Annotated in this window: 10 protein-coding genes; 2 read left to right on the forward strand and 8 right to left on the reverse strand. The window is 45.1% G+C overall.

Annotation, left to right across the window (positions count from 1 at the left end):
• Nucleotides 1-41: 41 nt before the first annotated feature.
• The 8 genes from NQ489_RS15990 to NQ489_RS16025 all read right to left on the reverse strand — a co-directional run bounded on the left by NQ489_RS15990 (nt 42) and on the right by NQ489_RS16025 (nt 6,336).
• Nucleotides 42-911: a hypothetical protein gene (locus tag NQ489_RS15990; protein WP_044962217.1), complete on the reverse strand. Its 870-nt coding sequence runs from the start codon at nt 909-911 to the stop codon at nt 42-44.
• Between the two features lie 173 nt (nt 912-1,084).
• Nucleotides 1,085-1,612, reverse strand: coding sequence for a ribosome hibernation-promoting factor, HPF/YfiA family (gene hpf, locus NQ489_RS15995; RefSeq protein WP_015526242.1), 528 nt, complete (start codon nt 1,610-1,612; stop codon nt 1,085-1,087).
• Between the two features lie 247 nt (nt 1,613-1,859).
• Entirely contained in the window at nt 1,860-2,630 is a 771-nt protein-coding gene (hisA, locus tag NQ489_RS16000) for a phosphoribosylformimino-5-aminoimidazole carboxamide ribotide isomerase (RefSeq protein WP_044962215.1), read from the reverse strand.
• Nucleotides 2,631-2,710: 80 nt separating this feature from the next.
• Entirely contained in the window at nt 2,711-3,169 is a 459-nt protein-coding gene (locus NQ489_RS16005) for a hypothetical protein (RefSeq protein WP_021652687.1), read from the reverse strand.
• Between the two features lie 179 nt (nt 3,170-3,348).
• Nucleotides 3,349-4,104 (reverse strand): 4-hydroxy-tetrahydrodipicolinate reductase, encoded by a 756-nt coding sequence (gene dapB, locus NQ489_RS16010; RefSeq protein WP_021652686.1) that lies wholly within the window; start codon nt 4,102-4,104, stop codon nt 3,349-3,351.
• 35 nt (nt 4,105-4,139) lie between these two features.
• Nucleotides 4,140-5,036 carry a 4-hydroxy-tetrahydrodipicolinate synthase gene (gene dapA, locus NQ489_RS16015; RefSeq protein ID WP_015526246.1) on the reverse strand — a complete coding sequence of 299 codons (897 nt, stop codon included), beginning with the start codon at nt 5,034-5,036 and terminating at the stop codon, nt 4,140-4,142.
• Nucleotides 5,037-5,071: 35 nt separating this feature from the next.
• On the reverse strand, nt 5,072-5,578 hold the full coding sequence (locus NQ489_RS16020; protein WP_015526247.1) for a cob(I)yrinic acid a,c-diamide adenosyltransferase: 507 nt from the start codon (nt 5,576-5,578) through the stop codon (nt 5,072-5,074).
• A 131-nt stretch (nt 5,579-5,709) separates the two neighbouring features.
• A complete protein-coding gene (locus NQ489_RS16025; RefSeq protein ID WP_021652685.1) occupies nt 5,710-6,336 on the reverse strand; it encodes a single-stranded DNA-binding protein in 627 nt (208 codons plus the stop codon).
• Between the two features lie 201 nt (nt 6,337-6,537).
• Here NQ489_RS16025 and typA point away from each other — a divergent pair, with 201 nt between their 5' ends.
• Nucleotides 6,538-8,370 carry a translational GTPase TypA gene (typA, locus tag NQ489_RS16030; RefSeq protein ID WP_044962244.1) on the forward strand — a complete coding sequence of 611 codons (1,833 nt, stop codon included), beginning with the start codon at nt 6,538-6,540 and terminating at the stop codon, nt 8,368-8,370.
• Between the two features lie 788 nt (nt 8,371-9,158).
• Complete coding sequence (gene adhE, locus NQ489_RS16035; RefSeq protein ID WP_044962213.1) at nt 9,159-11,795, forward strand: bifunctional acetaldehyde-CoA/alcohol dehydrogenase; 2,637 nt, start codon at nt 9,159-9,161, stop codon at nt 11,793-11,795.
• The last annotated feature ends 63 nt before the right edge of the window (nt 11,796-11,858 follow it).

The following is an 11,858-nucleotide window of genomic DNA, read 5'->3' on the forward strand; positions in this document are numbered from 1 at the left end:
ATATTTGTTATGTCAAGGAGATATTCGCACTCCACACAGTATTATTTTTCAGAAAGTGGGGCTGACTGAAACTTGTACTGTACAGACTGTATCTTATCCGTAGACTGCCATTTGGAATCCTTGCAGGTATATTTGCGGAAGAAAACATACAGATTAAAAGTTCCCTCCTGGTCGATTCCTTCCTTGGAACCGATCTTCCAGGTGCTTCGGATCCGGTTGGAATTCGGATTCGCAGATGTGCTCCAGTAAACAGGCACCCACTTAATGTCTCCGTTTTCCGGATCCTCATTATCGGTACCTGCACCGATAACCTTAAAATCATAAAATGTATCCGGGTAGAATTCCAGAGGAGAATCCAGCCCCTCTACCGTACTGTCCTCTGCCTTTGGTTTGGATGCTTTATGTTTTTTCTCAGAATCTGTTTTTTTCGCCGGGCGGCTGTCCTGATCCAGCTCCATCCGCTTCAGATCACTTAATTTCCCATTCTCATCCTCAATCTGGATATACAGATCAACTGCCTGGTCTGTATCCAGGTCTGCAAGTGTGATCCCGAACTCTTCATCCTCACTGATCAAAACCTCATCATTCACGGTATTTCCGGTCTCGATCTGAGGCACCTGGGGATTTCCGTCTTCCCCCCGCTCTGCCCATTTATAATAGCAGACGCCGTTAACGGCTGACGTAAGCGTTATCTCTGCCTGGGAATAGCTGTCCCATTTAAATCCTGTCCATTGTATTTCTGACTTTTGTGAATCCTTTGTATTGTTTTCTCCGAAACTCAGTTCCAGGTCCTCCACAGTCTGTTCTTTTATGGTGTCACCACTGTTAAATTCCGCTGCCATACAGGTAGCCGGTATCATGGTCATACCAAGAGCTACACTTAAGATCACCACAGGAAGCTTCTTTTTCATTTTTCCTTCCTCCTTTCGCATATGTCTTCATTATATAATTCTCCCCTATTGCTTGCAACAGAAAAGAAGCCTGATTTTGCTGTGACATAAAAGGCTCCGGAAACCTGCCGATTTCTCACACAGATTCCCGGAGCCTTCCATTCAATATTCAGTTGTGATAATAAAATCCCCTATCAGAACTCTGGTTCGATCAGTCCGTAAGTATTTCCTTTACGTTTATAAACTACGTTAACCTGCTCTGTCTCAGCATTAAAGAATACAAAGAAATTATGTCCGAGAAGCTCCATCTGTACGCATGCATCTTCCGGATACATTGGTTTGATCCCGAATTTCTTGGTACGAATGATCTTAACTTCCTCATCCTCTTCATAATCCTTATCAAGGTATGCCTTCTGGAAGTTTGTGGATTCCTGCTGCTTGTCAACGATCTTGTTCTTGTATTTACGAAGCTGACGCTCAATTACCTCTTCAACCAGATCGATGGATACATACATATCATTGCTTACCTGTTCGGAACGGATAATGTTACCTTTCACAGGGATCGTTACCTCGATCTTCTGGCGATCCTTCTCAACGCTTAAGGTTACTGAAATCTCAGTTTCAGGAGTGAAATACCTTTCAAGTTTACCAAGCTTGTCCTCAACAGCTGTTTTAAGTCCTTCGGTTACTGCTATATTCTTTCCACTAATAATAAATTTCATGACTTCCATCCCCTTTGCTGTTTTATGTTGCTATTATAACATATTAAATTGAATTTTAACATCACTTTTCAAAAATTTCATAAATTTTTTCCAAATTTATTCGATATATTCCTTCAAAATGTTTTTTTTGTCGTGAATGCGCAACTATTAGAGTATTTCATCTAATTAATTCATTACAAATGTATATCTGCACACCAGTGCCAGAAGATTGATGGGACAAAAGCATCTGCTTCACTATTTGTATATACTATTTCATTTTAGCCAGAACTTCAAAGGGTATACTTCCGCCAAAAATATCCAAAGCACTGCCAACAGTCACATCCAGTCTGCCCTGACCTGCTTTTCGAAGCTCTTCAATATCTGCCATAGAACCCACACCGCCTGCATAGGTCACCGGATGGGCTGTATACTGTCCCAGAAGCTTTGCAAGCTCTGTTTCCACACCTCGGGCCTTTCCTTCCACATCCACTGCATGGACCAGAAATTCGTCGCAGAAGCTTCCAAGCCTTTCCATCAGCTCCGGTGTCACGATCTCTTCTGTAAATTTCTGCCATCGGTCTGTGACAATATAATATTTGCCATCTTTTTTGCGGCAGCTCAGGTCAAGTACAAGATGTTCTTTCCCTGCAGCATCACGGATCTTCTCCAGATTTTCCCAGGAGATCACTCCGTTTTTAAACACATAGGAGGTTACGATCACGTGGCTGGCGCCAGCCTCCAGATATTCTGCCGCATTCTCCGGGCAGATGCCGCCTCCGATCTGAAGCCCTCCGGGATATTTCCCCAGAGCCTGAAGTGCCTGGGCTTTCGTTGCTTCATAGTTCGGGGAATCCTTTCCGTTCAGAAGGATCACATGACCGCCCTTTAATCCTGCCTTCTTATAAAGCTCTGCATAGAATGCCGCATCCTGCTCTGACACAAAATTTTCTGCCGCCTGATCCCCCTGATCCTTCAGGCTTCCTCCTACGATCTGTTTTACTTTTCCGTTATGTATATCAATGCATGGTCTGAATTTCATAATCCTGTCCTCCATTTTCTTTCCATGCACTGATAATAGCATCTGAAACAGTTTTATGCAATGCTGTGGTAAAATATCTGTTATCTTCCTTCTACCGCATTTCCCACTGCGTTTCCGATATCATCCACTGCATTACCTACGCCGTCGCCAAGGTCCTTTACACTGTCACCCAGCTCACCGGATACAGTTCCGTCATTTTCGTTTCTGTCAGCATCCGCAGCTCCGGGTGCTGCTGTCCCGTTATTTCCATTTCCTGCAGGCGTCACGGTAATATTTCCATCGGACATCTCATTGTTATCCGTGCCGGAATCCTTAATGCTCTCTCCATTGTCCTTCACACCGTCATTGTCTGCTTTTTCTTCCATAGTTTCATCTTCTGCGGCAGTATTTTCGTTTGTATCTTTTTCCTTATCCTTCGTGTTTTTATCTTTTTCATCCACTGTTTCATCCGCATTGTTTACCTCTGTGCCGCAGGCTGTAAATGTACACAGAGACAGGGTAAGCAAAGTACCAAAAAGAATCGCCTTCCATTTTTTCATATGATCTTCTCCTTTTTCTAAAAAATTCTGTATTCCTAATATGGCACTTTTTCCGCTATCCTATTCTGGGAAAAATTTCAAAAACCGCAATTTCATCAAAAAAAGACGGGGTCCGATCTTACACGAACCCCGTCTGTATTACCTGTAATTTTATTCTGTTGCGGCTCAATCTGTCAGGATCAGCCGATCACGTCACTCATATCATAACGTCCTGCCGGTTTGCCTGCAAGGAATTTGGCTGCTTCTACAGCACCTTTTCCAAAAATAGCCTTGGAATATGCAGTATGCTTGAACTCGATCACTTCGTCCTGACCTGCAAAAATTATCTCATGCTCACCTACGATAGTTCCGCCGCGAACTGCGGAGATACCGATCTCCTTATCATCGCGTTTTTCACGTTTCTGGCTGCGGTCATATACATAATGATACTGGTTATCCATAGCTTCATTAATGCTGTCTGCCAGCGCAAGTGCAGTACCACTTGGTGCGTCTAATTTCAGGCGGTGATGCTTCTCTACGATCTCCATATCAAAGCCTGCAGCTGCAAGAACCCTGGCTGCGTCCTGAACCAGCTTCAGAAGTGTGTTGATACCAAGAGACATGTTTGCGGATTTCAGCACTGCTACCTTTCGGGATGTTTCTTCCACTTTTGCAAGCTGCTCCTGGCTTAAACCGGTACTGCACAGAACAACCGGGATCTGGCGTGCCGCGCTGTACTCAAGAAGCTTGTCTGTTGCCTTTGCGGAAGAAAAATCAATGATCGCATCTGCCTCTACCTGACATGCGTCAATATCGGTAAATACCGGATAGCTGTTTTTTCCCTGATCTGCAATATCAATACCTGCTACGATCTCAGCATCCGGATCTTTCTCCACAATGCCGCTGATGACCTGGCCCATATGTCCGTTGCAGCCGTGCATGATGATTTTTACCATAGTATATTCTCCTTTACCTTTCGCTTACAGTCAGATCACTTAGCAAGCTTAAGGCCGAATTTCTCGATCTCTTTTGCAAGAGCTGCCTTTGTGTCCTCTTCCATCTCGCAGAGCGGCATACGAAGCGGCCCTACGTTCATTCCCATAAGATTCATAGCTGTCTTAACAGGAATCGGATTTACTTCGCTGAACAGCGCATTGATCAGCGGAAGAGCTTTCAGCTGATCCTCTGTTGCTCCCTTGGTGTCGCCGTCGAAATATTTCATGACCATGTCATGTGTAAACTTCGGTGCAACGTTGGAAAGTACGGAAATAACTCCAAGTCCGCCAAGAGAAAGAATCGGAAGTACCTGATCATCATTTCCGGAGTAAAGCTCAAGCTGTCCGTCTGCCAGAGACATCATCTTGGCGATCTGGGAAAGATCTCCTGTTGCTTCCTTGATTCCGACAATGTTCTTTACATTCTTTGCAAGGTAAGCTGCTGTAGCCGGCTGGATGTTGCAGCCTGTACGGCTCGGTACGTTGTACATGATGAGCGGAGTTTCCGGAACTGCATTGGCAATTGCTGTGTAATGAGCGATAAGACCCTTCTGTGTAGCCTTGTTATAGTAAGGTGTTACAATAAGAAGAGCGTCTGCGCCATAGGAAGCTGCTTCCTTGGACATCATGATCGCTGTCTCTGTACAATTGGAACCTGTTCCTGCGATAACAGGCACACGTTTGTTAACTTTATCAATTGTGAACTTAATTGTCTGAAGATGCTCTCCGTGTGTCAGAGTAGAAGATTCTCCTGTTGTTCCACAGATAACGATGGCGTCTGTGCTGTTCGCGATTTGATCCTCAAGGATCTCCTCAAGTTTCTCAAAATTCACCTTACCGTCTTCATGCATAGGTGTTACGATTGCAACGCCTGTTCCTTTAAAAATTGCCATTTGTCTTCCTCCTTCTTTCTTCTGTGAAATATTGCTTATTCCCGTTCCTGGTCAGTCAGCTCTGTTGTTATCGTGGTAATACTATCCACATAGGGCTTCAAAGCATCCGGAAGCCAGCGTCCGGTCATAATTATATGCATACTTTCATCCTTCTGCTTAAGCATATCGATGATCGTCTCAACTGGAGCGATTCCTTTATCCATAAGCCCGAGGATCTCATCCAGCAGCAGAAAATCACACTCTCTGGTAGCAATTACCTTCCGTGCGAAATTAAGGCCATTGAGAATATTCGTTCTCTCTTCTGCCTTTTCCTGCTCACTCAGGTCATTATAGCAGGTGTCCATTTTTTCGAAACGGAAAATCTTGAAATCAAAATTATCCAGTTCCTCAAGGAAATCCAGTTCTCTGCGTTCCCTGCCCTTGAGGAACTGTATGATGATCACACTTTTTCCCTGTGTAGCAAAGCGCAGCCCCCGGCCTACAGCCAGAGTTGTCTTTCCTTTCCCGTTCCCGCAATAAACCTCTGTTATTTCTCTTTCCATGATTTTTCCTCTTACTGTTAGTGAAACCGGTAATTCCCCATTTTTCTGATTTTTTTAATATTACCGCAGATTGGCTGGAAATGCAAGTGTTACCTTAATGTTCTCACCACTATTCCAAAATATATCCAATGTTACTCAACATATTCCAATTTACTCACCGAAACTTCATAGGCAATCCTTTTTTCTGTTTCGTTTTCACTAATCCGTTTCATGTACTCCCTGCTCTGGATCCTGCCCCAGATCAGTACATGCCCGCCTACTTCAAAAGCAGAAGCATATCTGGCATTTCTTCCCCAGCATATACATGGTATGTAATCGGATTTTCCGTAAGGTCGATTGACTGCCATCAGAAGATCTGCGATCTCTCTTCCCAACGGTGTTTTTCTGTATACAGGCGGTTTACAGATATATCCGTCCAGAAAGATCTGATTGACCGGCACAGTTTCTTCGTCCTCCCCCACAAACTTCACTTCCCGGGCAAAGACTGAAAGCACAAGCCGGTTTCTCTTTTCTTCATGACGGTTATAGGATCGGAACTGTCCGTGGATCTCGATATATTCTCCCACATAATCCTGTGTGATATCGATCAGCCGCTCAGACACCATCACCGGGATCCTGTCCTCCGAATCGCTGAGACGTTTTACCAGGATATCCATCATGTAAAATCCTTCTCCAAAGACCTGATGGCTGAAAGTAAACCCCGTAGCGATCCGTCCCATAACGGATACCTGATTGTTTTCAATAATTTTATCTGCCATAATAAGTAGCTCTCCTTCCTCTTCGTGTATTTCGTCTATATCAATCTATGTGTATTTACGGTATAATATGCCTGAAAAATGAAAAACCAAAAATATTTTTTTATGTCTTGTAATCTCACAAAAATGTGATAGACTATAAATTTGGACATCATTTTTAACAAAAAAGATTACTTATATATGGAAAGAAAGGATTTGGATTATATGAAGACCAAGCGTGAAGATGTTCGTAACGTGGCCATTATCGCCCATGTCGATCACGGTAAAACAACACTTGTTGACGAGCTTTTGAAACAGAGCGGTGTTTTCCGTGAGAACCAGGAAGTCCAGGAACGTGTCATGGACTCCAACGATATTGAGCGTGAGCGCGGCATTACGATTCTCTCCAAAAACACCGCAGTTCATTATAAGGATGTAAAAATCAATATCATCGATACTCCAGGTCATGCGGACTTCGGCGGCGAGGTAGAGCGTGTGCTGAAGATGGTAGACGGCGTTATTCTTCTTGTGGACGCCTTCGAGGGTGCCATGCCTCAGACTAAATTTGTACTTCGTAAAGCTCTCGAACTGAACCTGCATGTTATTGTCTGCATCAATAAGATCGACCGTCCGGAAGCACGTCCGGAGGAGGTTGTCGACGAGGTTCTGGAGCTTCTCATGGATCTGGACGCATCTGACGAACAGCTGGACTGCCCGTTCCTGTATGCCTCCGCAAAAGCCGGCTATGCAGTTCGTAACCTTGAGGACAAACCTGAGAATATGGCTCCGCTTTTTGAGACCATCCTTGATGCGATTCCTGCTCCGGAGGGAGATCCGGACGGAGATACGCAGGTTCTTATCAGCACCATCGACTACAATGAGTATGTAGGCCGTATCGGTGTCGGTAAGGTTGAGCGCGGAACCATTTCCGTGAACCAGGAGCTGATGCTTCTGAACCATCATGACCCTGACAAACACGAGCGCGTAAAGATCAGCAAACTCTACGAATTTGACGGACTGAACAAAGTTGAAGTTAAAAGCGCTACCATCGGAGCTATTGTTGCAATCTCCGGTATCGCGGATATCCACATTGGAGATACCCTCTGTGCAGGAGACAACCCGGAGTCCATTCCGTTCCAGAAGATTTCCGAGCCAACAATCTCCATGAACTTCCTTGTAAACGACAGTCCTCTTGCAGGACAGGAAGGTAAATACATCACTTCCCGTCACCTTCGTGACCGTCTCTACCGTGAGCTGAACACAGACGTCAGCCTTCGTGTAGAAGACACCGATACAACCGAGTGCTTCAAGGTTTCCGGCCGTGGTGAGCTTCACCTCTCCGTTCTTATTGAGAACATGCGCCGTGAGGGATACGAGTTTGCAGTCAGCAAACCGGAGGTTCTCTATCACACAGACGAGCGTGGACGTAAACTGGAGCCGATCGAAATCGCATACGTTGACGTTCCGGAAGAATTTTCCGGTACTATCATCCAGAAACTCAGCGAGCGTAAAGGTGAGCTTCAGGGTATGAGCACAGCAAGCGACGGAACTGTACGTCTCGAGTTCTCCATCCCCTCCCGTGGACTGATCGGATTCCGTAACGAATTCCTTACCTCCACCAAGGGTACCGGTATCCTGAACACCATGTTTGACGGATACGCACCATACAAGGGAGACTTCCCGTACCGTAAACAGGGTTCCCTCATCGCTTTCGAGGCAGGCGAGACTGTTACCTACGGTCTTTTCTCTGCTCAGGAGCGTGGTACTCTCTTTGTCGGACCTGGCGAGAAGGTGTACAGCGGTATGGTCATCGGACAGAACGGAAAGGCCGAGGATATCGAACTGAATGTCTGCAAGACCAAGCACCTTACCAATACTCGTTCCTCTTCCGCTGACGATGCACTGAAGCTTGTTCCGCCAAAGATCTTAAGTCTTGAGCAGGCCATTGAATTCATCGACCAGGATGAGCTTCTTGAGGTAACACCGACAAGCCTTCGTATCCGTAAACGTATTCTGGACTCCAGAGACAGAAAACGTGCCGCATTCCGCAAGAGCTGATCGAACCTGGCTATCATTTACTGTTGAGCAGAAACCTTTTACAGTAATTCGGCGCAAAGCCGCATAGTGAATGCGGATGCTTTTATCCGCCTGACCTATATTTATATAAACTGCCATATGGGAAGCATTTCCTGTATGGCAGTTTTTTTCTGCATTTCTGAAAAAAATCCCGATAATTTCCGCCTAATTATTCTGAAAATTTAAATAATTTCAAGTTTTTTGGTTTCTTATGTTATCACGCTTTACTTTGCCACAATATTTTTGTGATTTTTTTATCAAAATTATTCCGTATTTTTGTGAATTATTTATCGAATTCTCTATTGACGTCTGAAATCAATTAAATTATAATGTGTACATGATCGTTTGACAAAAGTTTAACGTTAATGTTTTAACTACATGCTGCGTTTTATCTTTTGCCCACCCTTCATATGTGTGCATGTTTTTTGTCAGTGCTGACAATTTTTTAACATGTTTTTTGTGCACAGTGCTGAATTTCAAAAATTTTTTTTAATATTTTTCCAATAATTCAGCGTTCTGCAAAGTAAAATTTACAGTATTTTCCCCTAATTTTCTGTTCGTCATTTTGCACATAGCGGCAAAATTCAGAATTTGCGTTTTTTTCAGAATTTTGATACTATATCAGTATCGAAACTGAAAATTCAATCAGATTGAATCAACAACGAAACGCAGCGCGGGGACTTACAAAAACTCTGCAGCATCTGCCGGCGAAAAAAGGATAAGCCCGCAGGACCACAGACCATTATCATATGAAAACAGGAGGATTCCACATGGCAAAGAAAGAAACTATCCCTACCATCATCGACACTCCAGAAGCCCTGACCGCGAAAATGGCTGCAATGAAAGAGGCACAGAAGATCTTTGCTACCTACACGCAGGAGCAGGTCGACAAGATCTTTAAGGCAGCTGCTACTGCTGCTGACAAGATGCGTATCCCACTTGCCAAAATGGCTGTTGAGGAAACAGGCATGGGTATCATGGAAGACAAGGTTATCAAGAACCATTACGCAGCAGAGTATGTTTACAATGCATATAAGAACACTCAGACATGTGGTGTTGTAGAAGAAGACAAGGCATACGGACTCAAGAAGATCCTGGAACCTGTAGGACTGATCGCTGCAGTTATCCCTACAACCAACCCGACCTCCACAGCAATCTATAAATCTCTTATTTCCCTGAAAACCCGTAATGCGATCATCATCAGCCCGCATCCGCGTGCTAAGAAATCCACTATTGAAGCTGCAAAAGTTGTTCTGGAAGCAGCTGTTGCCGCAGGTGCGCCGGAAGGAATCATCGGATGGATCGATATCCCAAGCCTTGACCTTACCAACATGGTAATGCAGAACGCAGATATCATCCTTGCCACCGGTGGTCCCGGAATGGTCAAAGCAGCTTACTCCTCCGGTAAACCGGCTGTTGGTGTAGGACCCGGAAATACACCTGCCATTATTGATGACAGCGCAGATATCCGTCTTGCAGTTAACTCCATCATCCACTCCAAGACCTTTGACAATGGTATGATCTGTGCTTCCGAGCAGTCCGTAACTGTTCTGGAGAGCATTTATAAAGAAGTGAAGGAAGAGTTCCTTTACAGAGGATGCTACTTTCTTAAAAAAGACGAGATCGAGAAAGTCAGAAAGACCATCCTTATCAACGGCGCACTGAATGCCAAGATCGTAGGACAGAAAGCTGCTACTATCGCTGAAATGGCAGGCGTTACTGTACCGGCTGAGACCAAGATCCTGATCGGTGAGGTTGAGTCCGTTGATATCAGCGAAGAATTCGCACACGAGAAGCTTTCCCCTGTACTTGCCATGTACAAGGCCAAGAATTTTGACGATGCTGTTGCAAAGGCTGCGCAGCTCGTTGCAGACGGCGGCTATGGTCATACCTCTTCCCTCTACATCAACGTAAATGAAACAGAGAAGATGGATAAATTCGAAGCAGCTATGAAAACCTGCCGTATCCTTATCAATACCCCTTCTTCCCAGGGTGGTATCGGTGACCTTTACAACTTCAAGCTTGCTCCATCCCTTACTCTTGGCTGCGGTTCCTGGGGCGGTAACTCCGTATCCGAGAACGTTGGTGTCAAACACCTTCTCAATACCAAGACTGTTGCTGAAAGGAGAGAGAATATGCTCTGGATGAGAACACCGGAAAAGGTTTACTTTAAGAAGGGCTGTATGCCGGTTGCTCTTGATGAGCTCGGTACTGTTATGGGCAAGAAACGCTGCTTCATCGTAACAGACTCCTTCCTCTACAAGAATGGCTACACCAAACCGATCGAAGATAAACTGGATCAGATGGGCATCGTTCATACATGCTTCTCTGATGTAGCTCCTGACCCGTCTCTCGCTTCCGCCAAAGCCGGTGCCAAGGCTATGACAGCCTTTGAGCCAGACTGCATCATCGCTCTTGGCGGCGGTTCCGCAATGGATGCCGGCAAGGTTATGTGGATGCTTTATGAGAATCCGGACGCTGACTTTTCCGATATGTCCATGGACTTCATGGATATCCGTAAGAGAGTTTATACCTTCCCGAAGATGGGTAAAAAAGCTTACTTCGTAGCGATCCCGACCTCTTCCGGTACAGGCTCCGAGGTTACTCCTTTCGCCATCATCACAGATCAGGATACCGGCGTTAAATGGCCACTGGCTGATTACGAGCTTCTCCCGGATATGGCGATCGTAGATACCAATAACATGATGAGCGCACCGAAGGGACTTACCCGTGCTTCCGGTATCGATGTTATGACACATGCCATTGAGGCTTATGTTTCCATGATGGCTTCCGATTACACCGATGGTCTTGCACTGAAAGCGATCAAGCTTGTATTTGAGTATCTGCCGCGTGCATATAAAGATGGCAATGACGTAGAGGCCAGAGATCATATGGCTAACGCTTCCTGCATGGCAGGTCTTGCATTCGCCAATGCATTCCTCGGCGTTAACCACTCTCTCGCTCACAAGCTCGGTGCTTTCCACCACCTGCCACACGGTATCGCAAACGCAGTTGTTCTTCTGGATGTTATGCGTTACAACAGTGCTGAGGTTCCGACTAAGATGGGTACTTTCCCACAGTATCAGTATCCGAAGACACTTGCACGCTACGCTGAGATCGGACGTTCTGTAGGTCTTACAGGCAAGAACGATGCAGAAGTATTCGAAAAACTTCTTGCTAAACTGGATGAGCTTATGAGAACTATCGAGATCCTGCCGACGATCCGTGATTACGGCGTAGATGAGAAACATTTCCTGGAAACTCTGGATGAGATGTCCGAGCAGGCCTTCAATGACCAGTGTACCGGTGCCAACCCGAGATATCCGCTTGTATCCGAGCTGAAAGATATCTATCTGAAAGCTTACTACGGAGAAATGCCAAATAAAGAAAAGAAAAAAGCCAAATAAATGTGGAACATCCTTTTAATGAAACACAGTCGGGAGTCTATTCACTCCCGACTACGTTTCATT

The sequence above is a fragment of the Blautia sp. KLE_1732_HM_1032 genome (genome assembly GCF_025147905.1).
Lineage (GTDB): Bacteria > Bacillota > Clostridia > Lachnospirales > Lachnospiraceae > Blautia_A > Blautia_A fusiformis.

Coding starts and splice junctions, on each gene's coding strand:
- hpf (WP_015526242.1), bottom strand. CDS start 1,612: ATGAAATTTATTATTAGTGGAAAGAATATAGCAGTAACCGAAGGACTT.
- hisA (WP_044962215.1), bottom strand. CDS start 2,630: ATGAAATTCAGACCATGCATTGATATACATAACGGAAAAGTAAAACAG.
- adhE (WP_044962213.1), top strand. CDS start 9,159: ATGGCAAAGAAAGAAACTATCCCTACCATCATCGACACTCCAGAAGCC.
- typA (WP_044962244.1), top strand. CDS start 6,538: ATGAAGACCAAGCGTGAAGATGTTCGTAACGTGGCCATTATCGCCCAT.
- NQ489_RS16005 (WP_021652687.1), bottom strand. CDS start 3,169: ATGAAAAAATGGAAGGCGATTCTTTTTGGTACTTTGCTTACCCTGTCT.
- dapB (WP_021652686.1), bottom strand. CDS start 4,104: ATGGTAAAAATCATCATGCACGGCTGCAACGGACATATGGGCCAGGTC.
- NQ489_RS16025 (WP_021652685.1), bottom strand. CDS start 6,336: ATGGCAGATAAAATTATTGAAAACAATCAGGTATCCGTTATGGGACGG.
- dapA (WP_015526246.1), bottom strand. CDS start 5,036: ATGGCAATTTTTAAAGGAACAGGCGTTGCAATCGTAACACCTATGCAT.
- NQ489_RS15990 (WP_044962217.1), bottom strand. CDS start 911: ATGAAAAAGAAGCTTCCTGTGGTGATCTTAAGTGTAGCTCTTGGTATG.
- NQ489_RS16020 (WP_015526247.1), bottom strand. CDS start 5,578: ATGGAAAGAGAAATAACAGAGGTTTATTGCGGGAACGGGAAAGGAAAG.